This is a genomic window from Pseudomonas sp. S8, assembly GCF_050473925.1.
Classification (GTDB): domain Bacteria; phylum Pseudomonadota; class Gammaproteobacteria; order Pseudomonadales; family Pseudomonadaceae; genus Aquipseudomonas; species Aquipseudomonas parakoreensis.
In genome coordinates this window covers 5775663-5801651 of the sequence record NZ_JBFDVZ010000016.1, presented here as the reverse complement: position 1 = coordinate 5801651, position 25989 = coordinate 5775663, and the positions used below count along the sequence as shown (strand labels likewise).

General features: G+C 61.6%; 22 protein-coding genes and 1 pseudogene. 15 read left to right on the top strand and 8 right to left on the bottom strand.

What is annotated here, in order from left to right; all coding sequences use genetic code 11:
* Positions 1–2: 2 nt before the first annotated feature.
* The 3 genes from AB1J88_RS27315 to AB1J88_RS27305 are packed head-to-tail and all read left to right on the top strand — an operon-like array spanning position 3 to position 3590.
* Positions 3–920 (top strand): putative 2-dehydropantoate 2-reductase, encoded by a 918-nt coding sequence (locus tag AB1J88_RS27315; protein ID WP_430292433.1) that lies wholly within the window; start codon positions 3–5, stop codon positions 918–920.
* A gap of 45 nt (positions 921–965) precedes the next feature.
* Positions 966–3002 carry a sensor histidine kinase gene (locus AB1J88_RS27310; RefSeq protein WP_430292432.1) on the top strand — a complete coding sequence of 679 codons (2037 nt, stop codon included), beginning with the start codon at positions 966–968 and terminating at the stop codon, positions 3000–3002.
* A gap of 3 nt (positions 3003–3005) precedes the next feature.
* Positions 3006–3590 (top strand): cob(I)yrinic acid a,c-diamide adenosyltransferase, encoded by a 585-nt coding sequence (locus AB1J88_RS27305; RefSeq protein WP_222018554.1) that lies wholly within the window; start codon positions 3006–3008, stop codon positions 3588–3590.
* A gap of 130 nt (positions 3591–3720) precedes the next feature.
* Here the strand turns inward: AB1J88_RS27305 and AB1J88_RS27300 are convergent, their stop codons facing one another.
* The 4 genes from AB1J88_RS27300 to secA form a co-directional block, all read right to left on the bottom strand.
* Positions 3721–4665, bottom strand: a complete 945-nt coding sequence (locus AB1J88_RS27300; RefSeq protein ID WP_086791862.1) for a Nudix family hydrolase — start codon at positions 4663–4665, stop codon at positions 3721–3723.
* On the bottom strand, positions 4662–5294 hold the full coding sequence (locus AB1J88_RS27295; RefSeq protein ID WP_430292430.1) for a glutathione S-transferase family protein: 633 nt from the start codon (positions 5292–5294) through the stop codon (positions 4662–4664). Before AB1J88_RS27295 ends, AB1J88_RS27300 begins: the two co-directional genes overlap by 4 nt.
* Positions 5295–5474: 180 nt before the next feature.
* On the bottom strand, positions 5475–6692 hold the full coding sequence (argJ, locus tag AB1J88_RS27290; protein ID WP_430292429.1) for a bifunctional glutamate N-acetyltransferase/amino-acid acetyltransferase ArgJ: 1218 nt from the start codon (positions 6690–6692) through the stop codon (positions 5475–5477).
* A 122-nt stretch (positions 6693–6814) separates the two neighbouring features.
* Positions 6815–9550 (bottom strand): preprotein translocase subunit SecA, encoded by a 2736-nt coding sequence (gene secA, locus AB1J88_RS27285; RefSeq protein ID WP_041068523.1) that lies wholly within the window; start codon positions 9548–9550, stop codon positions 6815–6817.
* Between the two features lie 307 nt (positions 9551–9857).
* Here secA and AB1J88_RS27280 point away from each other — a divergent pair, with 307 nt between their 5' ends.
* Entirely contained in the window at positions 9858–10313 is a 456-nt protein-coding gene (locus AB1J88_RS27280; protein ID WP_430292427.1) for a DUF721 domain-containing protein, read from the top strand.
* A gap of 90 nt (positions 10314–10403) precedes the next feature.
* Here the strand turns inward: AB1J88_RS27280 and AB1J88_RS27275 are convergent, their stop codons facing one another.
* Positions 10404–11891, bottom strand: a complete 1488-nt coding sequence (locus tag AB1J88_RS27275; protein WP_430292425.1) for a helicase HerA-like domain-containing protein — start codon at positions 11889–11891, stop codon at positions 10404–10406.
* A 186-nt stretch (positions 11892–12077) separates the two neighbouring features.
* Between AB1J88_RS27275 and AB1J88_RS27270 the strand changes: the two are divergent.
* The 5 genes and pseudogenes from AB1J88_RS27270 to AB1J88_RS27250 form a co-directional block, all read left to right on the top strand.
* A pseudogene (locus AB1J88_RS27270) lies at positions 12078–13109 on the top strand (HAMP domain-containing protein); the annotation flags it as partial.
* A gap of 93 nt (positions 13110–13202) precedes the next feature.
* Complete coding sequence (locus AB1J88_RS27265) at positions 13203–13967, top strand: methyl-accepting chemotaxis protein (RefSeq protein WP_371260380.1); 765 nt, start codon at positions 13203–13205, stop codon at positions 13965–13967.
* Positions 13968–14141: 174 nt separating this feature from the next.
* Positions 14142–15254, top strand: coding sequence for a glycosyltransferase family 4 protein (locus tag AB1J88_RS27260; RefSeq protein ID WP_430292423.1), 1113 nt, complete (start codon positions 14142–14144; stop codon positions 15252–15254).
* A complete protein-coding gene (locus AB1J88_RS27255) occupies positions 15247–16023 on the top strand; it encodes a DUF2334 domain-containing protein (RefSeq protein WP_430292421.1) in 777 nt (258 codons plus the stop codon). Before AB1J88_RS27260 ends, AB1J88_RS27255 begins: the two co-directional genes overlap by 8 nt.
* Positions 16020–17018 (top strand): lysylphosphatidylglycerol synthase transmembrane domain-containing protein, encoded by a 999-nt coding sequence (locus tag AB1J88_RS27250; RefSeq protein ID WP_430292420.1) that lies wholly within the window; start codon positions 16020–16022, stop codon positions 17016–17018. The genes AB1J88_RS27255 and AB1J88_RS27250 overlap by 4 nt, the downstream gene beginning before the upstream one ends.
* Here the strand turns inward: AB1J88_RS27250 and AB1J88_RS27245 are convergent.
* Both AB1J88_RS27245 and purU read right to left on the bottom strand, forming a co-directional pair.
* Positions 17002–17175 (bottom strand): hypothetical protein, encoded by a 174-nt coding sequence (locus AB1J88_RS27245; protein WP_430292418.1) that lies wholly within the window; start codon positions 17173–17175, stop codon positions 17002–17004. The two genes, AB1J88_RS27250 and AB1J88_RS27245, sit on opposite strands and share 17 nt — an antisense overlap.
* A gap of 87 nt (positions 17176–17262) precedes the next feature.
* The gene (gene purU, locus AB1J88_RS27240; RefSeq protein ID WP_003227580.1) at positions 17263–18111 is read right to left on the bottom strand and encodes a formyltetrahydrofolate deformylase; all 849 of its coding nucleotides are present in this window, start codon (positions 18109–18111) and stop codon (positions 17263–17265) included.
* A 338-nt stretch (positions 18112–18449) separates the two neighbouring features.
* Between purU and mvaT the strand changes: the two genes are divergently transcribed.
* Positions 18450–18827: a histone-like nucleoid-structuring protein MvaT gene (mvaT, locus tag AB1J88_RS27235; RefSeq protein ID WP_003227581.1), complete on the top strand. Its 378-nt coding sequence runs from the start codon at positions 18450–18452 to the stop codon at positions 18825–18827.
* 103 nt (positions 18828–18930) lie between these two features.
* Here mvaT and sbcB read toward each other — a convergent pair whose 3' ends face one another.
* Positions 18931–20361 (bottom strand): exodeoxyribonuclease I, encoded by a 1431-nt coding sequence (sbcB, locus tag AB1J88_RS27230; RefSeq protein WP_430292416.1) that lies wholly within the window; start codon positions 20359–20361, stop codon positions 18931–18933.
* Positions 20362–20542: 181 nt separating this feature from the next.
* Here sbcB and AB1J88_RS27225 point away from each other — a divergent pair, with 181 nt between their 5' ends.
* The 5 genes from AB1J88_RS27225 to AB1J88_RS27205 are packed head-to-tail and all read left to right on the top strand — an operon-like array spanning position 20543 to position 25931.
* On the top strand, positions 20543–21268 hold the full coding sequence (locus AB1J88_RS27225; protein WP_430292415.1) for an RDD family protein: 726 nt from the start codon (positions 20543–20545) through the stop codon (positions 21266–21268).
* Complete coding sequence (locus AB1J88_RS27220; RefSeq protein ID WP_430292414.1) at positions 21265–22242, top strand: stage II sporulation protein M; 978 nt, start codon at positions 21265–21267, stop codon at positions 22240–22242. Before AB1J88_RS27225 ends, AB1J88_RS27220 begins: the two co-directional genes overlap by 4 nt.
* Positions 22229–23773: a DUF4129 domain-containing protein gene (locus AB1J88_RS27215; protein WP_430292412.1), complete on the top strand. Its 1545-nt coding sequence runs from the start codon at positions 22229–22231 to the stop codon at positions 23771–23773. Before AB1J88_RS27220 ends, AB1J88_RS27215 begins: the two co-directional genes overlap by 14 nt.
* The gene (locus tag AB1J88_RS27210; RefSeq protein ID WP_430292411.1) at positions 23770–24933 is read left to right on the top strand and encodes a DUF4350 domain-containing protein; all 1164 of its coding nucleotides are present in this window, start codon (positions 23770–23772) and stop codon (positions 24931–24933) included. Before AB1J88_RS27215 ends, AB1J88_RS27210 begins: the two co-directional genes overlap by 4 nt.
* Positions 24930–25931 (top strand): AAA family ATPase, encoded by a 1002-nt coding sequence (locus tag AB1J88_RS27205; protein ID WP_430292410.1) that lies wholly within the window; start codon positions 24930–24932, stop codon positions 25929–25931. Before AB1J88_RS27210 ends, AB1J88_RS27205 begins: the two co-directional genes overlap by 4 nt.
* The last annotated feature ends 58 nt before the right edge of the window (positions 25932–25989 follow it).

Sequence of the window (25989 nt, the reverse complement as noted above, 5' to 3'; positions counted from 1 at the left end):
TGATGTCCACCCCCTGGCACGTTCTCGGCGCCGGGAGCCTCGGCACCCTCTGGGCCACGCGTCTGGCCCGCGCGGGTCTGCCGGTACGGCTGATCGTGCGTGATGCCGAGCGTTTGCGCAGCTATCAGGCGGCCGGCGGGCTGACCCTGGTCGAGCACGGCGCAGCCACCACCTACGCCGTCCCCGCGCAAACGGCGGATGACCCGGAGCCGATCCGCCGCCTGCTCGTCGCCTGCAAAGCCTATGATGCCGAAAGCGCGGTCGCCCGCCTCGCCCCGCGCCTGAGCGCAGATGCCGAGCTGATCCTGCTGCAGAACGGCCTCGGCAGTCAGGACGCGGTCGCAGCGGTGGTTCCGCAGGCACGCTGCATTAGCGCCTCCAGCACCGAAGGCGCGTTCCGCGACGGCGACTGGTGCGTGGTGTTTGCCGGGCACGGTTTCACCTGGCTGGGCGATGCCGGTCATCCGGTGGCGCCGATCTGGCTGGACGACCTGCAAGCGGCGAACATCCCCCACGAATGGAGCACCGACATCCTCACCCGGCTGTGGCGCAAGCTGGCGCTCAATTGTGCGATCAATCCTTTGACCGTGCTTCACGATTGCCGTAACGGCGGACTGGAGCAGCATCAATGCGAAGTCGCCACGCTGTGCGCGGAACTGGCCGAGTTGCTGGAGCGTTGCGGTCAACCGGCAGCCGCGCTCAATCTGCAACAGGAAGTCGAACGAGTAATCCACGCCACGGCGGCCAACTACTCGTCGATGTATCAGGACGTGGCGAACCAGCGCCGCACCGAAATCAGCTACTTGCTGGGCCACGCCTGCAAAGTCGCCACCCGTCATCAACTGAACCTGCCGCACCTCAAGCAATTGCAGCAGCGTCTGGTCGAGCATCTGCGCAGCCTTGGATTGCCCAGCGACTGAGCAGCGGCTACGCTGCCCACTTGTTCCTCTGCTGCGATAAACCTGATGCCATTGCGCCAGCGCCTTGAAAACCTGCCGGTCGGCCAGAAACTGCTGGCCGCCCTGCTGGTGTTGTTGACCACCGTTCTGCTGGTCGCCAACCTGACCTTTATCAGCGCCGCCTATTACATCTCCCAGGAAAGCATGGCGCCACAGGCGCTGCAGACCATCGGCCGGCTGATCTCCAACCCGAGCCTGGTCGCGCAAGCTCTGGAATCGCCACAAAGCGCCGAACGCCTGCTCAAGGAACTCGACAGTTATTCGCCGCTGCGCGCGGCAGCGCTGTATGACGGCAAAGGTGACCGTCTCGCTCAGGTGCAGCGTGGCGACAAGCTCAATCTGCCGGAACACTATCGACACATCGAAGCCTGGCAACTCACCGAGTTTCGCAGCAACCAATTGATCACCTTGCCTCGCCCGGGCACTGCACCGGGTCATCTGCTGCTGGTGGCCAGCAGTGAACTGCCGATGGCGTTTTACACCGGCACCCTGACTGCCAGCCTCGGCATCCTGATTTTCAGCGTGCTGCTATGGCTGGTAATCGCGCGGCAGATCAAACGCCTGATCACCCGCCCGATCCATGAGCTGGAGGAGCTCTCGCGCCAAGTCACTCGCGAAGAGAACTACGCCCTGCGCGCCTCGCGCGGCAATCACGACGAAATCGGCAGCCTCGCCGAGGCGTTCAACACCATGCTCTCGCGCATCGAAGCCCGCGAGCAGCAGCTCAAGCGCGCCCGCGATGACTCGCAGGCCGCCTACGATCAGGCTCAGGGGCTGGCCGAAGAAACCCGTCACACCAACCGCAAGCTGGAACTGGAAGTCCAGGTTCGCAGCAAGATCGAGAAGAAGCTCACCGGCTTCCAGAACTACCTCAACAGCATCATCGACTCCATGCCCTCGGCGCTGATCGCCCTCGACGAACAGCTCTACGTGACGCAGTGGAACCAGGAGGCCAGCGCCCTCTCCGGCACGCGCCTGGATGAAGCGTTGAACCAGCCGATCTTCCTCGCCTTCGAACCGCTCAAGCCGTTTCTGCCGCAACTCAAGCAGACCGTGGAAGAACACACGGTGGCGAAGATCGAGCGGGTGACCTGGTTCAAGGACGACGAGCCCAAGCATTACGCCCTGACCTTCTACCCACTGATGGGCGGTGCCGGGCGCGGCGTGGTGATCCGCATCGACGACATCACCCAACGCCTGTCGCTGGAAGAAATGATGGTGCAATCGGAAAAAATGCTTTCGGTCGGTGGCCTCGCCGCCGGCATGGCCCATGAGATCAACAATCCGCTCGGCGCGATCCTGCACAACGTACAGAACATTCGCCGGCGGCTGTCGGCGGATCTGCCGAAGAACCTCGAAACCGCTGAACAGCTCGGCATCGAACTGGACACGGTCAACCGTTACCTGCAAAGCCGCGAAGTGCCGAAACTGCTCGACGGCATCCAGCAGGCCGGCGCCCGCGCGGCAAAAATCGTCACCCACATGCTCAGTTTCAGCCGGCGCAGCACCCGGCAAATGGCCCCGTGCGATCTGCCCGCGTTGATCGATCAAGCGGTGGAAATTGCCGGCAACGACTTCGATCTGGCGATCGGTTTCGACTTCAAGGGTCAGGCGATTATCCGCCAGTTCGACCCGGCGCTCGGCCCGGTGCCAGGCACCGCCAACGAACTGGAGCAGGTGCTGCTCAACCTGCTGAAAAACGCTGCGCAAGCCATTCATCAGCGCGACGATGACAGCGAGCCCGGGCGGATCATCCTGCGCACCCGACTCAATCCGCCATGGGCCGAGATTCAGGTCGAAGACAACGGCATCGGCATGAGCGAGAGCGTGCGCAAACGCACCTTCGAGCCCTTTTTCACCACCAAGGAAATCGGCCAGGGCACGGGGCTGGGGCTGTCGGTGTCGTACTTCATCATTACCAACAACCATAAAGGCCAGATGGAAGTGCAATCGGCGCCGGGTCAGGGCACCTGTTTCACCCTGCGTCTGCCGCTGACACAACCGGCAGCCATCCCCGCCGAAACCAATCAACTAACGAGGTAACCCATGGGCTTTCGCTTGTCGAAGATCTACACCCGCACCGGCGACAAGGGTGAAACCGGCCTGGGCGATGGCCGCCGCGTGCCCAAGGATCACCCGCGCATCGAAGCCATTGGCGAAGTCGACACACTGAACAGTCAGGTCGGTGTGCTGCTGGCCGGGCTGATCGCCGAGCGCGAGGCGTTCCCCGATCTGAATGAACTGATCGAGGTGCTCGCGCCTTGCCAGCATCGTTTGTTCGATCTGGGCGGTGAGCTGGCGATGCCGGCCTATCAGGCGCTGAACACGGCGGAAATCGAACGCCTGGAAGCAGCGATTGATGTGTGGAACGAAGAATTGGGGCCGCTGGAGAATTTCATTCTGCCCGGCGGTTCGATGCTGATCGCCCAGGCTCATGTATGCCGCAGCCTGGCGCGCAGTGCCGAGCGGCGCTGTCAGCATTTGAATGCGATTGAGCCGTTGGCCGGGGTGGGGTTGGCGTACATCAATCGGTTGTCGGATTTGCTGTTTGTGGCCGCAAGGTTGATTGCGCGGCGGCAGGGGATTGCAGAGATTCTGTGGCAGCCGGCGGCGAAGCCTTCAGGAACGTAGTGTTTGATCGGCCGCCATCGCTGGCAAGCCAGCTCCCACAAGGTTTTGTGTCGTTCTCCGCATTTGCGGTGCATCCAATACCTGTGGGAGCTGGCTTGCCAGCGATGAGGCCAGTGGCCTCAGCACATAATCAAGCTTGCGGCCAGAATGCGCGAATCCCCGCTACACCCTGAGCGCCAACACCCCAAGCCTTCTCGCGCTCCGCCGGACCAACGCCGCCGAGCAAGAACACCGGCTTGCTGAAACCCTCGATCAACATCGACGCTTGCTCCCAGCCCAACGGCTGCGCATCCGGATGGGTCAGGGTCGGCTGTACCGGCGACAGCGTGACGAAATCCACGCCCATCTGCTCGGCCAGCGCCAGCTCCTCAGCGTTATGGCACGAAGCCGCGAGCCAGCGCTCCGCCGGCAACGGGCGCCCCGCTTCGGCGTATTTGCGCAGTTGCGCGGCGGTAATGTGCCAACCGGCCGACGGGAAATCACCGAGCCATTCGAACGGCCCCTTGATCATCAACTGCGCCTTGCCAGCACACAGGCCGACTGCATCCACCGCCAGGTCTCGATACTTGGGGTCATAGCCGTTCGGTGCGCGCAGCTGAATCAGTTTGATCCCGCCGGCAATTGCCTTCTGAATGCCGCGCAGCAGGGCCGGGGCTTCCAGATCTTCCGGGGTGATCAAGTATTCGCCGGGCAAACGCGCGGCGGCGACAATCGGCTGGTTGGCGGCCGGGAATTCGTAGTTCAGCAGATCCTTGGCGCTGACCCAGGCCAGTGGCTGACCTTCGGCACCGTGCGGCTCACCGCTGAACTGCGACACTTCCCAGACATCCAGCAACACCTGCTTGTCCGGGTAATCGTGGCGAACCTTGATCAGCGGACGAGCAGCGCCAACGACAATGCCCAGCTCTTCGTGCAGCTCGCGCGCCAAGGCGCTTTCGACGGATTCATCAGCCTCGACCTTGCCACCGGGAAATTCCCACAGACCTCCCTGATGCTGGGTATCGGCACGGCGGGCGATCAGGATCTTGCCACTGTCGTCACGAATGACGGCAGCGGCGACATGTACGCGTTTCACGGATTCAACTCCTCCAGTCCAGCCTTTTGCCATGCCTTGAAGGCGGGCCATTGGTAGACGGTTTCAACATAGGCTTGATCAACCGCCGGTAACGGCACCTGGTAAGTTCGCAGACGCACGGCAATCGGCGCGAAGAACGCGTCAGCCAGGCTCACCCGGCCAAACAGATACGGCCCAGGCTCCGTGGCGGCAGCACGGCATTCAGCCCACAGCGCGAGCATGCGTTCGATATCGACCTTCACCTCTGGCGGCACCGGGTTGAGCGGTGCGTCGTGGCTCAGGTTGAACGGCATGTGATTGCGCATGGCGAAAAAGCCACTGTGCATCTGCGCGCACGCAGAACGGGCCTGAGCGCGAGCGTGAACATCGCTCGGCCAGAGCTGTTCGGCCGGGAACTGTTCGGCCAGGTATTCGACAATCGCCAGGGAGTCGGCGATGGTGCCGCGAGAGGTTTGCAGCAACGGCACCTTGGCGGTCGGCGAATGCTTGAGCAGCCGCTCGCGGGTGTCGGGCTTGCCGAGCTTGATCAGTTCTTCGCTGTAAGGGGCGCCGGTCAGTTCCAACGCCAGGGCGGCGCGCAAAGACCAGGAGGAAAGCAGTTTGTCGCCGATGATCAGGTGCAAGGACATGGTGTGGCGCCTTTTCGTCAGTGGAAAGCTTCAAGACTTGTAGTGACTGGACCGACGCTTTCGCGGGCAAGCCCGCTCCCACAGTAGTTTCGGTCGTGCACAAATCTCGTGTACACCACAGAACCCTGTGGGAGCGGGCTTGCCCGCGAAGAGGCCGGCAGCCCACCCTCACCCTTTGGATCAGGTGCGGTACTCGGCGTTGATCTTCACGTACTCATGCGACAGGTCGGTGGTCCAGATGGTTTCGCTGCAGTCGCCGCGACCCAGTTCGATACGGATGGTGATCTCTTCCTGCTGCATCACCGCCGAACCCTGCGCTTCAGTGTAGGTCGCTGCGCGCGCGCCACGGCTGGCGATGCACACGTTGCCGAGGAACACGTCGATCTTGCTCACATCCAGGTTCGGCACGCCGGCACGGCCGACAGCCGCCAGAATACGGCCCCAGTTCGGGTCGGAAGCAAACAGTGCGGTCTTGATCAGCGGCGAGTGGGCCACGGTGTAACCGACATCCAGGCATTCCTGATGATTGCCGCCGCCATTGACTTCAACGGTGACGAACTTGGTTGCGCCTTCGCCGTCACGCACGATGGCCTGGGCCACGTCCATGCACACTTCGAATACCGCCTGCTTGAGCTTGGCGAACAGCTCGCCTTCGGCACGGGTGATTTCCGGGAGGGCAGCCTTGCCGGTGGCAATCAGCATGCAGCAGTCGTTGGTCGAGGTGTCGCCGTCGATGGTGATGCGGTTGAACGACTTGTTCGCACCGTCTAGCATCAGGTTGTGCAGCACATCGCGGGAAACTTTGGCGTCGGTGGCGATGTAGCCGAGCATGGTCGCCATGTTCGGGCGAATCATGCCGGCGCCTTTGCTGATGCCGGTAACGGTGATGGTCACGCCATCATGCTGGAACTGGCGGCTGGCGCCCTTGGGCAGGGTGTCGGTGGTCATGATGCCGGTGGCGGCCGCTTCCCAGTTGTTTTCCGACAGATCATCCAGCGCCGCTTGCAGCGCGCCTTCGATCTTCTCGACCGGCAGCGGCTCACCGATCACACCGGTGGAATACGGCAGGATCTGGCTGGCATCGACACCGGTCAGTTCGGCCAGTTTCGCCGTGGTGCGCTCGGCAGCCGCCAGGCCCGGTTCACCGGTGCCGGCGTTGGCGTTGCCGGTGTTGGTCAGCAGATAACGCACGTCGTTCTGCACACGCTTTTTCGCCAGGATCACCGGCGCGGCGCAAAAGGCGTTCAGCGTGAACACCCCGGCCACGGTCGAGCCTTCGGCACAGCGCATCACTACCACATCCTTGCGCCCGGGGCGCTTGATGCCGGCCGAAGCGATACCGAGTTCAAAACCGGCAACCGGGTGCAACGTTGGCAAAGGACCAAGACCAACAGCCATGAATGCGCTCCTTACTCAATGATGTCAGCACCGCTCAGAGTGATGGCGGTGGTGTAAATGGCAAAACGCCGCGACGGCAGGAGCCGGTCGCGGCGCGGGTATTTCAGCGATTGAAACGGGAGTTACTGGATCTGCCCGTGGCAATGCTTGAATTTCTTGCCCGAACCGCAGTAGCACAGTTCGTTGCGACCCAGCTTCTGCTCGTTGCGAACCGGCGCTGTGGCGAGGGCTACATCGACCTCTTCACCCAACACTTCCGGCTGCTCCAGACCAGGGGCCTCGGCGTGTTCGAACTGCATGCGCGCGGCCAGTGCTTCGGCTTCCTCACGCAGGCGTTGTTCTTCGGCTTCCGGATCTTCGCGGCGCACCTGAACGTGCGACAGCACACGGATCGAGTCGCGCTTGATCGAATCCAGCAGCTCGGAGAACAGCGTGAACGACTCGCGCTTGTATTCCTGCTTCGGGTTCTTCTGGGCGTAGCCACGCAGGTGAATGCCGTGACGCAGGTGATCCATGGTCGACAGGTGGTCTTTCCACAGGTCGTCGAGGACGCGCAGAACGATTTGTTTCTCGAACGAGCGCAGTGCTTCGGCACCGGCCTGATCTTCTTTCTCGTTGTACGCCGCCATCAGCTCGACCATCAGCTTCTCGCGCAGGGTCTCTTCGTACAGGTGATCGTCTTCGTCGAGCCATTGCTGGATCGGCAGTTTCACCCCGAAGTCGCTGGCAATCGACGCTTCCAGACCGGCCACGTCCCACTGCTCTGGCAACGATTGCGGCGGAATGTGTGCGCTGACGGTGGCGTTGAGCACGTCCTGACGGAAGTCGGCGATGGTTTCACCGATGTTGTCGGCGGCCAGCAACGTGTTACGCATGTGATAGATCACTTTACGCTGTTCGTTGTTGACGTCGTCGAACTCGAGCAGTTGTTTACGGATGTCGAAGTTGCGACCTTCCACCTTGCGCTGCGCCTTTTCGATCGCGTTGGTCACCATGCGGTGCTCGATCGCTTCGCCCGGCTGCATGCCCAGGGCTTTCATGAAGTTCTTCACCCGGTCAGAGGCGAAGATGCGCATCAGGCTGTCTTCCAGCGACAGGTAGAAGCGGCTGGAACCGGCATCGCCCTGACGGCCGGCACGGCCACGCAGTTGGTTGTCGATACGACGGGATTCGTGACGCTCGGAGGCGATCACCTGCAGACCGCCGGACTCCAGCACTTGCTGGTGACGTTTCTGCCAGTCGGCCTTGATCTGGGCGATCTGCTCAGGACTCGGGTTTTCCAGCGCCGCGACTTCCACTTCCCAGTTACCGCCCAACAGGATGTCGGTACCACGACCGGCCATGTTGGTGGCGATGGTCAGGGCGCCCGGACGACCGGCTTGCGCGATGATCTCGGCTTCTTTTTCGTGGAACTTGGCGTTCAGTACCTTGTGCTCGATACCTTCCTTGTTGAGCAGGCTGGACACGTGCTCGGAGGTTTCGATGGTCGCGGTACCCACCAGGATCGGACGGCCCTGGGCCATGCCTTCCTTGATGTCGTTGATGATCGCCGCGTATTTCTCTTCGGCGGTCAGGAACACCAGGTCGTTGTAGTCTTTACGCGCCAACGGCTTGTTCGGCGGAATCACCATGACCTGCAGGCCGTAGATCTGGTGGAATTCGAACGCTTCGGTGTCGGCGGTACCGGTCATGCCGGACAGCTTGGTGTACAGACGGAAGTAGTTCTGGAACGTGGTCGAGGCCAGGGTCTGGCTCTCGGCCTGGATATTCAAACCTTCCTTGGCTTCGATGGCCTGGTGCAGGCCTTCGGACAGACGACGACCCGGCATGGTACGACCGGTGTGTTCGTCGACCAGTACGACCTGACCGTCCTGCACGATGTATTCGACGTTGCGGTGGAACAGCTTGTGCGCACGCAGACCCGAATAAACGTGGGTCAGCAGGCCCAGGTTATGCGCCGAATACAGGCTCTCGCCTTCGGCCAGCAGGCCGACGCCGGTGAGCATTTCTTCGATGTACTGGTGACCGGCTTCGTTGAGTTCGACCTGACGGGTCTTCTCGTCGATGGTGTAGTGACCGGCCTTGGTGACCTGGCCTTCGACTTCTTCGACATGCAGTTCAAGCTGCGGGATCAGTTTGTTGATCTCCATGTACAGCTTGGAACTGTCCTCGGCCTGACCGGAAATGATCAGCGGGGTACGGGCTTCGTCGATGAGGATGGAGTCGACTTCGTCGATCACGGCAAAATTGAGTTCGCGCTGGAATTTCTCTTCCATGCTGAACGCCATGTTGTCGCGCAGGTAGTCGAAACCGAATTCGTTGTTGGTGCCGTAGGTGATGTCGGCAGCGTAGGCGGCGCGCTTCTCTTCCGGCGGCTGGAACGGCGTCACGACGCCGACGGTCAGGCCGAGGAATTCATACAGCGGACGCATCCAGTTGGCGTCGCGGCGGGCCAGGTAGTCGTTCACGGTCACAACGTGCACGCCCTTGCCGGACAGCGCGTTGAGGTAAACGCCCAGGGTGGCCACGAGGGTTTTACCCTCACCGGTACGCATTTCGGCAATCATGCCTTCATGCAAGGTCATGCCGCCGATCAACTGGACGTCGAAGTGGCGCATGCCCATGACGCGCTTGCCGGCTTCACGGGCGACCGCGAAGGCTTCAGGCAACAGCTTGTCGAGGGATTCCCCTTTGGCGATACGGGCCTTGAACTCGTTGGTCTTGGCACGCAATTGATCGTCCGAAAGGGCCACCATTTGCTCTTCGAAGGCATTGACGAGCTGCACCGTCTTGAGCATGCGTTTGACTTCACGCTCGTTCTTGCTTCCAAAAAGTTTCTTTAACAAAGGCGCAAACATATCGGCAGGATCTTCCACACTAAAGGGATGGAGGGCGGCCCCGTGAGTCGCCCGTGCAGCCCTCATGGCCGCATGCGAACGAGCATTCTACCCGGAAACGGTGGTGAGGAAAGTGGCGATATTCCACGATGCTGGCACTGCGCTTTGACGGGGCTCACTTAAAATAAGGGCGTTTTGCTCAACTTCAACCCATCAAGGCAAGAAGTTAGTTGTTGATTTAATGGGTAAAGCAGGGACAAAAGCAATGGGCGAGTGGTTCCGTTGCTTTCTGCTAACATGGCGCTTCTGTTACTTCAGGTGTTCGATCATGGCATTTCGCCCTCTTACAGCCAGAGCGCCCGCCGTTCTGCTACGCGAAGCCAAGCCGCTCAAAGCCATTCTCGGTCATGCCCAACGCCTCGCTCATCTGCAACGCCTGCTTGAAAGCCAGCTGCAACCGGCCGCCCGCACACATTGCCATGTGGCCAAGTGGCGTGAAGGCCAATTGACGCTGGTGGTGACCGACGGGCACTGGGCGACGCGCCTGCGTTACCAGCAAAAACGCCTGCAACGCCAACTGCAGCTGTTCGAAGAATTCGCCAACCTGACGCGCATCCTGTTCCGCGTGAAACCGCCGCTGGTCCAGCATCGGCCAGGCGGACACTCAATGGATCTGTCGACGGATGCAGCGCAGACGATTCAATCAACGGCCGACGGGATCAGCGATCCTGGCCTGCGTGCAGCGCTTGAGCGTCTGGCGGCGCACGCTAAAGACAAAAGCTGAAGGCAAGATCAAAGGATCGCAGCCTGCGGCAGCTCCTACATTGGGAATGCGTTCCCCTGCAGGATCTGCCGCAGGCTGCGATCTTTGCCTTTAGCGGCGTTTGCTGCCGCCGAGCAACGACCCCATCAGCCCGCGCACCAGTTGTTTGCCGAGATTGTTCGCCGCCTGACGCATCGCTGACTTCAGCGCCTGCCCCGCCGCCGTCCCCAGGAATTCCCCGGCACGGTCGGCCAGGCTCGGTTCTTCAGGCGCGGCCTTACCGGTCGGCACTTCTGCCTCCGGCGCCAGATCCTTGCGGCCCATCAGGATTTCATACGCCGATTCACGATCGATCGGCTTGTCATATCGACCCTTGAATGGTGACCCTGCGATCAGCATAGTGCGTTCGGTCTCGCTCAGCGGCCCGATCCGCGACTGCGGCGGCGCCACCAGCACCCGCTGGACCATTTCCGGCGTGCCCTTTTCCTGCAGCGTCCCGACCAGTGCTTCGCCGATGCCCAGTTCGGTCAATACCGACAACGTATCGAACGCCGGATTCGGCCGGAAGCCATCGGCCACCGCCCGCAGGGATTTCTGTTCCTTGGCGGTAAACGCACGCAAGCCGTGCTGGATGCGCAGGCCAAGCTGCGCCAGCACGTTATCCGGCAAATCCCCCGGCGACTGGGTGACGAAATACACGCCGACACCTTTCGAGCGGATCAGCCGCACCACCTGTTCCAGACGCTCTTGCAGAGCCTTGGGCGTATCGCCGAACAGCAAATGCGCTTCATCGAAGAACAGCGCCAGCAGCGGTTTGTCGGCGTCGCCGCGCTCCGGCAACTGCTCGAACAACTCGGCCAGCAGCCACAACAGGAACGTCGCGTAGACCTTCGGCGCCTCGTGTACCAGACGGCTGGCATCAAGCAAATGAATGCGCCCACGGCCATCGGCGCACGGTTGCAGAATGTCTTCGAGTTGCAGTGCTGGCTCGCCGAACAAGGCCTCAGCGCCTTGCTGCTCCAGGGTCGCCAGCCGACGCAACAGCGCCTGGCTGGAACCGGTGGTCATCAGCGCGGCGTCTTCGCCCAACAGTTGCGGGTTGTCCTTGAGGTGGTTGAGCAGCGCTTTGAGGTCTTTCAGGTCCAGCAACAACAGTCCTTCACGGTCCGCCACTTTAAATGCCGCGTACAGCGCCGCCTGCTGGCTGTCGGTCAGTTCCAGCAGGCTGCCGATCAGCAGCGGGCCCATTTCACTCAAGGTAGTGCGCAACGGATGACCGGATTCGCCGTGAATGTCCCACAGCGTTACCGGATAGGCCTGCGGCTTGTGGTCGAGCCACGGCATCCCGGCGATGCGCTCGGCGACCTTGCCCTGCGGATTGCCGGCAGCGCCCAGGCCGCACAGGTCGCCCTTGATGTCGGCGGCGAACACCGCGACCCCGGCGTCACTGAACGCTTCGGCAAGACGTTGCAAAGTCACGGTCTTGCCGGTCCCGGTCGCACCGGCGATCAGCCCGTGGCGGTTGGCCAGGCGCATGGCCTGAGCAATCGGTTGCCCCGCCAGATCGGCGCCGATAACGAGTTGCGATGTGTCAGGCATTTTGTCACCTATGGTTAATCTTTAATCCGCTGTGGCCGATAGATAAGGGCGAGAACCTGACTGAAAAGTCGGTCGGACATTTCCCTAAGGAGAGCCGGAAATATCAGTTTTTTTCACCCTTGCCCATATTGCGCGTCTTTATAAAAGCACGCCCAGGACATTAAGACCTTAGCGGAACCCCAAGCCATGAACAAAAACCTGCGCTTCAGCCATAAAATTTTGCTTGCCGCCGCCCTCATCGTCATCGCCGCTTTCGCCTCGTTCACGCTGTACAACGACTGGCTGCAACGCAACGCGATCCGCGATGACCTGAACAACTATCTCAACGAGATGGGCGAAGTCACCGCCGACAACATTCAGACCTGGCTCAACGGGCGCATTCTGCTGGTCGAGAACGCCGCGCAGAACATCGCCATCAACCCGGAGCCGGCCAACGTCGCCAGCCTGCTGGAACAGAAATCCCTGACCTCGACGTTCATGGCCACGTACCTGGGCGATGCCACCGGTCACTTCACCATCCGCCCGGACGTAAAGATGCCGGACGGCTTCGATCCACGGGTGCGCCCCTGGTATAAAGGGGCCGAGAGCAGCAGCGCCTCGACCCTGACCGAACCGTACATCGACGCCGCCACCGGACAGTTGATCATCTCCATCGCCACCGCCTCGAAAAAAGCCGGTCAGAGCGTCGGCGTGGTGGGCGGCGACCTGAGCCTGCAAACCCTGGTCGACACCCTCACCGCCCGGGACTTCTCCGGCATGGGCTACGCGTTCCTGGTCAGCGCCGACGGCAAAATCCTCGTGCACCCGGACAAGGCGCTGGTGATGAAGTCACTGAAAGAAGCCTACCCGCAGGACACCCCGCGCATCAGCAGCGACTTCAGTGAAATCACCGTCGACGGCAAGACCCGCATTGTCAGCTTCACCCCGATCAAAGGCCTGCCGTCGGTGAACTGGTACATCGGTCTGTCGGTGGACAAGGACAAAGCCTTCTCGATGCTCAGCGAGTTCCGCACCTCGGCGGTGATTGCCACCGTGATTGCGGTGGTGATCATCATTGCGCTGCTGGGCATGCTGATTCGCCTGCTGATTCAGCCGCTGCACGTCATGACCCGCGCCATGGAAGACATCGCCGATGGCGAGGGCGACCTGACCAAGCGCCTGACTATCGTCAACAACGATGAATTCGGCGTGCTGGGTACCGCATTCAACCGCTTCGTCGAGCGTATCCACGGCTCGATCCGCGAAGTGTCGTCGGCCACCGGCCAGGTCAACGAGGTCGCGCTGCGCGTGGTCGCCGCGTCCAACTCGTCGATGTACAACTCCGACCAGCAAGCCTCGCGCACCAGCAGTGTCGCCGCCGCGATCAATCAACTGGGCGCTGCCGCCCAGGAAATCGCGCGCAATGCCGCACAAGCCTCGAACCAGGCCAGCGACGCCCGCGGCCTCGCCGAAGACGGCCAGCAAGTGGTGGATCGCAGCATCAAGGCGATGAACCAACTGTCGAGCATGCTCAGCGCCTCCAGCACCAATATCGAGTCGCTGAACAGCAAAACCGTGAACATCGGGCAGATTCTGGAAGTGATCACCAGTATCTCCCAGCAAACCAACCTGCTGGCCCTCAACGCCGCCATCGAAGCGGCGCGTGCCGGTGAGGCCGGACGTGGTTTTGCCGTGGTCGCCGACGAAGTGCGCAACCTGGCGCACCGCACTCAGGAATCGGCGCAGCAGGTGCAGACCATGATTGAAGAGCTGCAAGTCGGCGCCCGTGAATCGGTGAGTACCATGAGCGACAGCCAGCGCCACAGCCAGGACAGCGTGGAAATCGCCAACCTCGCCGGCGAACGCCTGAACAGCGTGACCCAGCGCATCGGCGAGATTGACGGGATGAACCAGTCGGTGGCCACCGCGACCGAAGAGCAGACGGCGGTGGTCGAGTCGATCAACGTCGACATCACCGAAATCAACACATTGAACCAGGAAGGCGTCGAAAACCTGCAGGCGACCTTGCGCGCCTGTTCGGATCTGGAGCAGCAGGCTTCGCGGCTGCAGCAGTTGGTCGGAAGTTTCCGCATCTAAGATCAAAAGATCGCAGCCTGCGGCAGCTCCTACAGGGTGAACACACATCCTGTGTAGGAGCTGCCGCAGGCTGCGATCTTATTACCCTTGAGACCCACCGCCAATTCCCGACCGAACATCTATTCTGGATAAAGGTCAACCAAGGGAGAGCAGCACAGCGGAGGGCTCGTCATTGTGCATATCGCCGACATCACCATGTTCTACGCCCCGGCCAGCGGCGGCGTACGCACGTACCTGGACGCTAAGCACCGCCGGCTGGGCGTCAAACCGGGCATTCGCCACAGCCTGCTGATCCCCGGTGCGCACTTCGGTGAACACGATGGCGTCTACACAGTGCCCGCACCTGCCCTGCCCTTCGGCAACGGTTATCGCTTCCCCGTGCGTCTTGCGCCGTGGCGCAATGTCCTGCAGGACTTGCAACCGGATCTGATCGAAGTCGGCGACCCGTACCTGACTGCCTGGGCGGCGCTCGACGCGCGGCGTCAACTGGATGTACCGGTGATCGGCTTTTATCACTCGGACCTGCCGTTGCTGGTGAGTAATCGAATGGGCCATTGGGTCACGCCGAATGTCGAGGCTTACGTCAGCAAACTGTACGGCAACTTCGACCGGGTGCTGGCGCCGAGTCAGGTGATGGCCGATAAACTCCGGGGCCTGGGGGTGCGCAACGTGTTCGTGCAGCCGCTGGGGGTGGATCTGCAAACTTTCCATCCTGGCGCCCGCGACAAGGGCTTGCGCGCCGAACTGGGAATTGCCGAAGACACCCGTCTGCTGATTTTTGCCGGACGCGGCTCCAAAGAGAAAAATCTGCCGGTGCTGCTCAAATGCATGCAACGCCTCGGCCCGCGCTATCACCTGTTGCTGGTCGGTTCATCGATGCCCGCCGTGGTGCCGGACAATGTCAGCGTGATCGACTCCTTCTGCCCGGCGCCCACCGTGGCCCGGTTGATGGCCAGCGCCGATGCCCTGATCCATGCCGGCGATCAGGAAACCTTCGGCCTGGTGATCCTCGAAGCCATGGCCTGCGGGGTTCCGGTGGTCGCCGTGGCGGCCGGTGCGTTTGAAGAAATCGTCGCCGAAGACTGCGGCTTGCTCTGTGCACCGAACAACCCGCAAGCCATGGCCAATGCGGTGCGCGAGCTGTTCAGTCGCGGCTGCCTGAAACTCGGCCGACAAGCGCGACAACATGTCGAACGGCGTTATTCCTGGGACAGCGTGGTCGACAGTCTGCTCGGCCATTACCACGCGGTGCTCGGTCACTCTCTGCCCAGGGTGGCCAATGGCTGATTCCTTGAATGACCGCGCAGTGCTGCTGGTGCTGCACGACGTGGCACCGTCGACGTGGGCGGATTATCGGCCATTTGTCGAGGCGGTCGACGCAATGGGCGGCGTGCCGATGACCTGGCTGGTCGTTCCGGATTTCCATGGCCACGATGCGCTTGAGGATCATCCCGTGTTTTGCCGAATGCTCGGCGAGCGCGTGGCCCGTGGCGATGAACTGGCCTTGCACGGTTTTTTCCATGACGACCGTGAGCCGGCACCGACCACACCGCGCGACTGGTTCATGCGCCGGATCTACACCCACGAAGGCGAGTTCTATCACCTGTCCCGCGACGCCGCCCTGGCTCGCCTGCGTGCCGGCATCGAACTGTTCCGGCGCAATGAATGGCCGTTGCACGGCTTCGTCGCCCCGGCATGGCTGATGAGCGAGGGCACCCGCCAGGCCCTTCGTGAAACGTCATTGAGCTACACCAGCGACCCGCAACATCTTTATCAATTGCCGGATTTCACCGCCATCAACGCCCCGGGCCTGGTCTGGAGTGCGCGCAGTGCCTGGCGCCGGGGTCTGTCAAAACTCGTCAGCGACCAACGCGAACAGCAATGGCGCGACGCGCCGGTGATTCGTCTAGGCTTGCACCCGGTAGACATGCGCCACGCCTTCCCGCGTGATTACTGGCTACGAACCGTTGAACGGCTGCTGGCAGAAGGACGCACGCCCATGAGCAAAATCGACTGGCTCACCGAGCAACGCGAGCGAATGGAGCGCGCTGCATGAGTCGCGGCATTGTGTTGTTGATCGGCCTGCTCGCTGCTGTACTGATCCCGGTGCTGCTCGGCGGCGGCGAGATCGGCGCGCGGTTGCAGAACTTTCCGCTGCACTGGCTGCTGATCATGTTCGGCATGATTCTGCTCTGCTGGGGCATCAACACCCTGCGCCTGCGCTTGCTGCTGGGCGATCAACGGGATCGGGTCACGCCGCTGAAAAGCCTCGGTGTGGTGATGGCCGCGGAATTCGCCTACTGCGCCACGCCCGGCGGCAGTGGCGGGCCGCTGACGATCATGGCCTTGCTGGCGCGCAGCGGCGTACGCCCGGCCCGAGGCAGTGCGGTGTTTGCCATGGATCAGTTGAGCGATCTGCTGTTCTTTCTCTGCGCCCTGAGCGGGATTCTGATTTACGCGTTGTTTCAGCACCTGAGTGACCGCCTCGAATGGTTACTGATGGTCAGTGCGGTGTCGCTGTTCGGTGGGCTGTTCAGTTGCGTGCTGCTGGCGCGCTACCACCGCCGCCTGATCCTTCTGAGCGGACGCCTGCTTGCCCGCCTCAATGTGCAACCGGCCACGCGTCGGCGCTGGGCGCGCAAGCTGCTGCATTTTCTCGACGCGTTTATCGACACCCTCAAGTTGCCGTGGCAGACGCTGATCAAGGTATTCGCCCTGACCTGCATGCACTGGCTGCTGCGTTACAGCGTGCTGTATCTGGCCCTGCGCGGACTCGGCGCGGACCTGCAGTGGGCCTGGAGTTTTCTGGTGCAGATGCTGTCGCTGGGGGCTGGTCAAATGAGCCTGTTGCCCGGTGGCGCGGGGGCGGCGGAACTGACTTCGGCGGCGCTGCTGGCACCGATGATCGGCAAATCCACCGCAGCGGCAGCGATCCTGATCTGGCGGGTGGTGACGTTCTATTTCTATCTGGTGGTGGGCGGCCCAGTGTTTCTGTTGATGCTGGGGCGGCCATTGCTCAAGAAGCTGCTGAAGATCAGGCAGGCTTCTTAGGTTCGTCCGCCTCCTTCATCTGCTCCCACAACTCGGCGGCGCCGGGGAACTCGGTGCCGTCTTCCGGGCTCAGGTCATCCGGGTCATAACGGCTCAGACAACCTTCGCCCAATGTGGCCGGCGCTTTCGAAGTGGCTTTGTCCAGTGGATCGCTCACGGCATTTCCTCCAGGGCTGAAACGAAAAAAGGGCCTGGGATGATTGAACGCCCAGGCCCTTCTTTACTCAAGCACGCGTGGGGTAGATCAGAACACCACGGTCTTGTTGCCATGCACCAGCACGCGGTCTTCGAGGTGATAACGCAGGCCACGGGCCAACACCATCTTCTCGACGTCACGGCCGAAACGCACCATGTCTTCAATGCTGTCGCTGTGGCTGACGCGCACTACGTCCTGCTCGATGATCGGACCGGCGTCCAGCTCTTCGGTCACATAGTGGCAAGTCGCGCCGATCAGCTTCACGCCGCGCAGCGACGCCTGATGGTACGGCTTGGCACCGACGAAAGACGGCAGGAAGCTGTGGTGAATGTTGATCACCTTGTGCGCGTATTCGCGGCACAGCGCCGGCGGCAGGATCTGCATGTAGCGCGCCAGCACCACCACTTCGGCGTCGTGCTGTTTGACCAGACGCGAGACTTCGGCGAACGCTGGCTCCTTGTCCTGCGGATTGACCGGGACATGGTAATAAGGAATGCCGTGCCACTCGACCATGCTGCGCAGGTCATTGTGGTTGGAAATCACGCAGGAGATTTCGCAATCGAGCTCGTCGCTGTGCCAGCGGTGCAGCAAGTCGGCCAGGCAGTGGGATTCGCGGCTGGCCATCAGCACCACGCGTTTCTTCTGCTCGGTATCAGTGATTCGCCAGTCCATCGAGAACTCTTCGGCGATTGGCGCAAACTTCTCGCGCAGCACTTCAATACCGAACGGCAGCGAATCGGCGCGGATCTCGTGACGCATGAAGAACCAGCCGTTCTGATTATCCGAATGGTGGCTCGCTTCGGTGATCCAGCCATTGTGGGATGCCAGAAAGTTACTGACTTTGGCAACGATGCCAACGCGGTCAGGGCAGGAAATCACCAACCGAAAGGTGCGCATGAGGGGGAAACTCCAGAACTTCGCAAAGGCGGCCATTCTAGCGACTGTGCGCGGAAACTGCAGTATTGATCAGCACTCGCCCCGAGAAGGCGCGGTTCATGGCGCCTGAGCGCACTGTACGACAAAGCGATGATGTGCTCGTGAAGCTGTTCGGCCAGATAATTGTGAATATTCGTGATGACTGCATCACATTATTTAGATGACCATTCAATTTACCGGTTATTTCACGTAACTAATTCAAATAAAAAAACCGCTTAAATGTTTACTTGATGAAACAGCCTGACTATTATTGCCGCACTGTCCCCTGCCATTCAACACATCCGCATAAGGTAGTTACCATGTCCTTGATCAACGAATATCGCGCCACCGAAGAAGCTATCAAAGAGCTGCAAGCCCGTTTGAAGAATCTGTCGCAAGACGACAAATTGCAAGCCGAGCTGGAATTCGAAGGCAAACTGCGCACCCTGATGGGCGAATACTCCAAGTCCCTGCGCGACATCATCGCCCTGCTGGATCCGGAATCGAAAACCAAAGGCACCCGTGGCGCCGCAGTCAAAACTACTGGCACCAAGCGCGCACGCAAAGTTAAACAATACAAAAACCCGCACAACGGCGAAGTCATCGAAACCAAAGGTGGCAACCACAAGACGCTGAAAGAGTGGAAAGCCAAGTGGGGCGGTGACGTGGTTGAAGGCTGGGCTACCCTGCTGGGCTAAGCCGCAACGCCGGTCGCCGATAGCCTCTGCGACCCATGAAAAACGCCAGCATACGCTGGCGTTTTTTTATGCGTGATGTTTCATCGACGCACTATGTTCGATTTCAAAGATTCAAACGTTTGCGCAATGCCTGGACATAATTCTGCCACTCATTGAGCACTTGATTCTGCATCGGCGTAGCACTAAGCGCCCATTGCTGCGCGGCTTCGGCAAAAGATTGCAGGGTATTAGGTGCGCCCATGTGCGGCTCGGACAAACGCTGCTGGCAGAATATTCTCCAGCGCTCTTGCTCGGCAAAACTCAACGTATCGGGAAAGTTGCGTGCGCGATATCGAAAGAGTAATTCCGGTAGACGTTCATCATCGAACGGCCAGTGCTCTTGCGCTAATTGCGCCGGATCCGCTGTCCTCACTTGCTCGCACAGGCGCCGATCGCGATCACCGATAAATCCATCGTACAACTGCTGTTCCGGATCTTCATTCGGGGTGAAATCTTCGCTGGCATAAATTGCCGTTACTTTATCTTTCCAAACTTGTTGTGCGTCACTTAGCCGCAGCGCACGCGCCTGATACAGCGCCATGTCCAGGTCCAGGCGCTGCTGATCTGCGGCACGCAATACCGACAACGGCGCCACCACCGGACAACGGTTGATGTGAATCAGCTTGAGCGGCACCGGCAGTTCCCCCTCGGCGAGATCATCGCGACGGGTGTACAGGCGCTGACGCAGCGTTTCGGCGTCCAGATCGAGCAGACCTTGCGGGTCAAGGTGCAAGTCACAGACGATCAGGGCATTGCGATTGCGCGGATGCCAGGCCAATGGCAATACCACACCAACATAGTGCCGCGCCGCCGAAAAGCGCCCGGAGATGTGCACCAGCGGCTGCAACAGGCGAATCTGATCCATGACTTTCTGTTTGCTGCGCAGTTGGAACAGCCAGTCATACAACTTCGGCTGTTTCTCGCGGATCAACCGCGCCAGGGCGATGGTGGCACGTACGTCCGAGAGCGCTTCGTGAGCATGCCCATGGTCGATGTTGTTGGCGACCGTCAGGCGTTCGAGCTTGAGGGTGACCTTGCCTTCGTCATCGGTCGGCCAGACCAGACCGTCGGGGCGCAACGCATACGCGGCGCGCACCACATCGATCAGATCCCAACGACTGTTGCCGCCCTGCCATTCACGGGCATACGGGTCGAAGAAATTGCGATAGAGACTGTAGCGGGTCATCTCGTCGTCGAAACGCAGGGTGTTGTAACCCGCACCGCAAGTACCGGGTGCCGCCAGTTGCGCATGCACCCGAGTCATGAAATCGGCTTCGCTCAAACCCTGTTCGGCGAGACGGCTCGGGGTGATACCGGTAATGGCGCACGCCGCCGGGTGCGGCAGGATGTCTTCGCTGGGCTGGCAGTAGAGGTTGACCGGTTCGTCGATTTCATTGAGATCGTGGTCGGTGCGAATCCCGGCGACCTGCAGCGGACGGTCATTGCGCGGATTGATGCCGGTGGTTTCGTAGTCGTACCAGAAGATTGAAGTCACGGGCGGTTCCTGAACTTGAGATCGGCAAAGTCTAGGCGTTCAACCGCCATTGCGGCCAGCGCCGTGTCATTCGGCCAGCCTGCGCCACACGCGGTGCAATACATAGTTATGTGGTTTTCCCCCAAGAGGCTGCTAGCATCGGACAAATCTCGTATCCCGATCCGGCCCCATCAGGTAGCCCATGCTCGAGAACACAGCACTGCCACGGAAAGCACCGCTGAACCCGCCACTCGATACCCGCTATCCAGTGGAAACCCCGGAGGGCATCGACCTGCCGTTGCGCCCGGCCGGTCTGTTGGTGCGCAGCCTCGCCTTCGGCATCGACCTGGGCATTCGCGGCGCCATCCTCGGCGTGCTGTTCCTGGTGCTGGCGTTTCTTGGCCAGCTCGGCATGGGCCTGGGTTCGTTGCTGCTGTTTGCCGTCAGCTGGTGGTACATGGTGCTGTTCGAAGTGCTGCGTCAGGGGCGTTCGCCAGGCAAGCAATGGATGGGCCTGCGAGTGATTCACGACAACGGCACACCGGTCGGCTGGTCGGCGTCGCTGCTGCGCAACCTGCTGCGTTTTGTCGATCTGCTGCCCTTCGGTTACGCCTTTGGCGCCATCAGTTGCCTGCAACATCCCACCTTCAAACGCCTGGGCGACATCGCCGCCGGCACTCTGGTGGTCTACCGCGAACCCGCCCTGCTTCGCCCGCAATTACCCGACGTCCAGCCGCGCCGCTCGCCCGTGCCGCTCAACCTCGGTGAACAACGGGCCCTGCTCGCCTTCGCCGAACGCCAGGCCGAACTGTCGCCGGCGCGGGTCAATGAGCTGGCCGCCCTGCTCGCCCAGCCGCTGCACATCCCGGCACCCAAAGCGGTCAGCGAGCTCAATGGCATCGCACGCGGCTTGCTGGGTCCGACATGAAGCAAAGTCTTTTCGAAGCTCGCCACAAGGCCGAATGGGAGCGTTTCACGCTGGCTCTGGAACGCCTCGAACGTGGCAAGGACACTTCGCAGGTGGCCGGATTCCCCAAGGCTTATCGACGCCTCTGCCAGCATCTGGCATTGGCGCAGGAGCGCGGCTACAGCAGTTTTCTGATCGACTCGCTGCAACAACTGGTGTTGCGCGGCCACCAGCAGCTGTATCGGCACCGCAGTCGCTTCGCCGCCAACCTGCTCGGTTTCATCCTCGCTGACTTCCCCCGGCTGGTGCGCGCCGAATGGCCGTTCGTGCTGGCCGCTGGCCTGGTGTTTTTCGGCAGCCTGATCGGTTTCGCCTTGCTGGTGTATGCCTTTCCCGAACTGATCTACAACCTGATCCCCGCCGAACAGGTGCGCGAGATGCAGAGCATGTACGACCCGGTGGCCGGGCACCTCGGGCGCTCGGCCGAGCGGGCGGCCAGTGAGGACTGGGTGATGTTCGGCTATTACGTGATGAACAACATCGGCATCGCCTTCCAGACCTTCGCCAGCGGTTTGCTGCTGGGCGTGGGCAGCGCATTTTTCCTGTTCTACAACGGGCTGGTCATCGGTGCGGTGGCCGGGCACCTGACCGAGATCGGTTTTGGCCAGACGTTCTGGTCATTCGTGATCGGCCACGGCGCCTTCGAGCTGACGGCCATCGCCCTGGCGGGGGCGGCGGGGCTGAAACTGGGCTGGAGCGTGATTGCGCCCGGGCGGCTGACGCGCGGCGAAGCGCTGGTGGAGGCCGCGCGCAAAAGCGTGCTGCTGGTGTGCGGGGTCATGCTGTTCCTGTTGATCGCGGCGTTCATCGAAGCGTACTGGTCGTCGAAGACCGGGGTCACGCCGCAGATCAAATACGCGGTCGGTGCTGCGCTGTGGATCGCAGTCGCGGCTTATCTGCTGCTCGCCGGAAGGACACGCCATGCGCCTGAGTGATGCCACCGTGGCGATCCGCCCGCGCAGCAGCTGGGAAGCCATGGACCTGGGCGTGCTCATGAGCCAGCAGCATCGACGCCTGTTGATGACCAGTTGGGCCATCGTCACCCTGCCGCTGTTCGCCGTGCTGACCTTGCTGCTGTGGGATTCGCCGTCGCTGGCGGTATTGATTTTCTGGTGGCTGAAACCGGCGTACGAGCGCCTGCCGCTGTACATCCTGTCCAAGGCCCTGTTCGGCGAAACGCCCACGCTGAAACAGGCCCTGCGCGAATTTCCGCGGCTGTTGAAACCACAGCTGCTGGCCAGCCTGACCTGGCGCCGCCTGAGCCTGAGTCGCAGCTTCCTGCTGCCGGTGGTGCAACTCGAAGGCCTCGACGGCACGGCGCGTCAGCAGCGCTTGCAGGTGTTGCTGCAACGCAATGCCGGCGCCGCGCAATGGCTGACGATCATCGGCATGCACCTGGAGACCGCGCTGTGGATCGGCCTGATGGTGCTGTTCTACATGCTCCTGCCGCAGCAGATCGAAACCGACTGGGACTGGCAATCGCTGATCCTCGACAGCGATCACCACTGGCGTTGGCTGGAGCACCTGACCAACGCTTTCTACGCGCTGGTACTGGTGGTCTGGGAACCGGTGTATGTCGCCTGCGGTTTCAGTCTGTATCTGAACCGACGCACTGTACTGGAGGCGTGGGACATCGAACTGGTATTCCGCCGTTTGCGCCAGCGCCTGAGCGGCAGCGCTCTGGGCCTGCTGTTGGCCGTCTGTCTATGGTTGCCGACAGTGCCGCCGGCGTGGGCGGATGCGCCGTCCAACGCCCCGCAGGCACCTCGCCTGCTGAATCAACCGCTGACCAGTCAGGCTGCGCACGACAGCATCAAGGCACTGCTCGAACAACCACCGTTCAAGAACAAGGAAAGCGTGACGCGCTATCGCTTGGGTGACGACCCGGCAGCCCCGGCCGAGGGCAAACCCGGCGAGGCCCCGCAATGGCTGAAAACCCTGCTCGGCTGGCTCGACGGTCAACGCTTCAATGCTTTGGCGGTCTTGATCGAAGTGCTGCTGTGGGGCGCGTTGCTCGCGGCTATCGGCTGGCTGGTCTGGCGCTACCGCGAATTCCTGCGCACCTTCGTCAGCCGTCGGCCGAAGCCGCCCGCCCGCGTCCGATCTCCTGCCCCACAGCAAGCATTCGGCCTTGACCTGAACCCGCAATCCCTGCCCGACGACATCGCCGCCAGCGCCGAACAACTCTGGCAAACCCAGCCGCGCGCCGCGCTGGGCCTGCTCTATCGCGGATTGCTCAGCCGTCTGCTGCACGATTTTGCCCTGACCTTGAAACCCGCCGACACCGAGCATCAGGTACTGGTGCGGGTTGAGCAATTGCAGCGCCCTGAACTGCTGGCGTTCAGTCGCAGCCTGACGCTGCACTGGCAGAACATGGCCTATGGGCACCGCGAGCCGGCGGCCCATCTGCGACAGGAACTGTGTGACGGTTGGCGCGCCTTGTTCGACCATGGAGCGCACGCTTGAGCCGGCGCAGCGCGTGGTTGCTCGTCGGGCTGATCGTCGCCCTGCTCGCCGCGTTGAGCGTTTATCTGTACCTCAAGGCCCGGCCCTATCAGGAAGTGATCGATCACGGCCCGTCGCCCCAGGCGCAAGCCAATCCTTATCTGGCGGCAGAAATGTTTTTGCGCGAGCACGGCCTCAACGTCAGCCATGCCGAAACGCTGGCGGTGCTGCCCGATATTGATCCGCGCCGGCACACCCTGCTGTTGTTTGGCGAGCGTTCGCGGATGACACCGCGTCAGGTTGATCAAGTGTTGAACTGGGCTCGCGCCGGCGGGCGAATCGTGTTCGTGGCCGAAGCGTTGTGGGACAAGCAGGCCAAACAGAGCGATGACCTGTTGCTGGACCGGGTGCAGTTGCACCAGTCGCTGAGCAAGGATCTCAAGGAACCGCCGGCGGACCTGGCCGATGACCCGTACCCGAACCTGACCAAACTCTACCTCGAAGACGAGGACGCGCCGGCCTACGCCGGTTTCGACACCGCGTTCCATCTGGACGACCCGAAGAATCTCGCCCAGGCCTGGGCCAACAGCGCCAAGGCCACGCACATGATGCAATTACCCTACGGCGTCGGCTCGATCACGGTGGTCACCGATGCCGAACTGTGGAAAACCCCGGCTATCGGCAAGCACGACAACGCCTGGCTGCTCTGGTACCTGAGCGCCGACACCGACGTCACGCTGATTTACAGCACGACGCACGATGGTCTGCTGACCTTGCTCTGGCGTTACTTCCCGCAAGCCATCGTCGCCCTGCTGGCGCTGATCGTCCTCGGCTTGTGGCACGTTGCTGTGCGCCAAGGGCCACTGCAGGCACCTGCCCCGAGTGGCCGTCGCCAGTTGCAGGAACACTTGCGCGCCAGTGCTGATTTCATCGTGCGCCACAACGGTCAGCACACGCTGTTGCAAGCCCTGCAACAGGATGTGCTGCGCCGCGCTCGCCGCCGCCATCCCGGCTTCGACCAGTTGAATGTGGCTGAGCAATGGCTGGTGCTGTCGCGCCTGACCCGACAGCCGACCCGCGCCATCAGCCAAGCCCTGAGCCCGGTGCCGAAACAGCGCATGAGCAGCGCTGATTTCAGTCGCCAGGTGGCCCACCTGCAAACCTTGAGGAACACGCTATGAGTGAACAGATCGAGCCCGGCAGCGCCACTCACGCCGCCCAGCAACGCCAGCGTGCCAGCCAGTTGGCGCAAGCGGTGCGCGGCGAATTGCAGAAGGCCTTGATCGGCCAGAACAGCGTGATTGACGACGTGCTGACCGCGTTGATCGCCGGCGGCCACGTGCTGCTCGAAGGCGTCCCCGGACTTGGCAAGACGCTGCTGGTTCGCGCCCTGGCGAAATGCTTCGGCGGCGAGTTCGCGCGCATCCAGTTCACCCCGGACTTGATGCCCAGCGACGTCATCGGCCACGCGGTCTACGACCTGCAGAGCGAACAATTCAAGCTGCGCAAAGGGCCGTTGTTCACCCACCTGCTGCTGGCCGACGAGATCAACCGCGCCCCGGCCAAGACTCAAGCCGCATTGCTCGAAGCCATGCAGGAACGCCAGGTCACCCTCGAAGGCCGGGCGCTGCCGATCGCCCAGCCGTTCATGGTGCTCGCCACGCAAAACCCGATCGAACAGGAAGGCACTTATCCGCTGCCAGAAGCCGAGCTCGACCGTTTCATGCTCAAGGTGCGCATGGATTACCCGGAGGCCGAGCAGGAGTTGAACATGGTGCGTCAGGTCAGCCGCTCGACCCGTGCCGACATGCTCGATGTGCAACCGCTGCGCACGGTACTGCAGGCCAAGGACGTGCAGGCTTTGCAGCGCATCGCCAGCGAGCTGCCGATTGACGACCAAGTGCTGGATTACGCGGTGCGACTGGCACGCAGCACCCGCTCCTGGTCCGGCCTGACCCTCGGCGCTGGCCCGCGAGCCTCGATTGCGCTGGTGCGATGCGCCCGCGCCCGTGCGTTGCTGCGTGGCGGCGAGTTCGTGATCCCTGATGACATCAAGGGTTGCGCGCTCTCGGTGCTGCGCCATCGGGTGCGAGTAGCGCCAGAGCTGGACATCGAAGGCCTGCAGGTCGATCAGGTGCTGCAGCAGTTGCTCGACCAAGTGCCGGCGCCGCGCTTGTGAGAGTTCAGGAAAGATCAAAAGATCGCAGCCTTCGGCAGCTCCTACACGGAATCACGCT

What these genes read in the sequence shown, in the direction of transcription:
- AB1J88_RS27315 (WP_430292433.1), top strand. Translation starts at nt 3, where the DNA reads ATGTCCACCCCCTGGCACGTTCTCGGCGCCGGGAGCCTCGGCACCCTC.
- AB1J88_RS27310 (WP_430292432.1), top strand. Translation starts at nt 966, where the DNA reads ATGCCATTGCGCCAGCGCCTTGAAAACCTGCCGGTCGGCCAGAAACTG.
- AB1J88_RS27305 (WP_222018554.1), top strand. Translation starts at nt 3,006, where the DNA reads ATGGGCTTTCGCTTGTCGAAGATCTACACCCGCACCGGCGACAAGGGT.
- AB1J88_RS27295 (WP_430292430.1), bottom strand. Translation starts at nt 5,294, where the DNA reads ATGTCCTTGCACCTGATCATCGGCGACAAACTGCTTTCCTCCTGGTCT.
- argJ (WP_430292429.1), bottom strand. Translation starts at nt 6,692, where the DNA reads ATGGCTGTTGGTCTTGGTCCTTTGCCAACGTTGCACCCGGTTGCCGGT.
- secA (WP_041068523.1), bottom strand. Translation starts at nt 9,550, where the DNA reads ATGTTTGCGCCTTTGTTAAAGAAACTTTTTGGAAGCAAGAACGAGCGT.
- AB1J88_RS27280 (WP_430292427.1), top strand. Translation starts at nt 9,858, where the DNA reads ATGGCATTTCGCCCTCTTACAGCCAGAGCGCCCGCCGTTCTGCTACGC.
- AB1J88_RS27275 (WP_430292425.1), bottom strand. Translation starts at nt 11,891, where the DNA reads ATGCCTGACACATCGCAACTCGTTATCGGCGCCGATCTGGCGGGGCAA.
- AB1J88_RS27265 (WP_371260380.1), top strand. Translation starts at nt 13,203, where the DNA reads ATGTACAACTCCGACCAGCAAGCCTCGCGCACCAGCAGTGTCGCCGCC.
- AB1J88_RS27255 (WP_430292421.1), top strand. Translation starts at nt 15,247, where the DNA reads ATGGCTGATTCCTTGAATGACCGCGCAGTGCTGCTGGTGCTGCACGAC.
- AB1J88_RS27250 (WP_430292420.1), top strand. Translation starts at nt 16,020, where the DNA reads ATGAGTCGCGGCATTGTGTTGTTGATCGGCCTGCTCGCTGCTGTACTG.
- purU (WP_003227580.1), bottom strand. Translation starts at nt 18,111, where the DNA reads ATGCGCACCTTTCGGTTGGTGATTTCCTGCCCTGACCGCGTTGGCATC.
- mvaT (WP_003227581.1), top strand. Translation starts at nt 18,450, where the DNA reads ATGTCCTTGATCAACGAATATCGCGCCACCGAAGAAGCTATCAAAGAG.
- AB1J88_RS27225 (WP_430292415.1), top strand. Translation starts at nt 20,543, where the DNA reads ATGCTCGAGAACACAGCACTGCCACGGAAAGCACCGCTGAACCCGCCA.
- AB1J88_RS27220 (WP_430292414.1), top strand. Translation starts at nt 21,265, where the DNA reads ATGAAGCAAAGTCTTTTCGAAGCTCGCCACAAGGCCGAATGGGAGCGT.
- AB1J88_RS27215 (WP_430292412.1), top strand. Translation starts at nt 22,229, where the DNA reads ATGCGCCTGAGTGATGCCACCGTGGCGATCCGCCCGCGCAGCAGCTGG.
- AB1J88_RS27205 (WP_430292410.1), top strand. Translation starts at nt 24,930, where the DNA reads ATGAGTGAACAGATCGAGCCCGGCAGCGCCACTCACGCCGCCCAGCAA.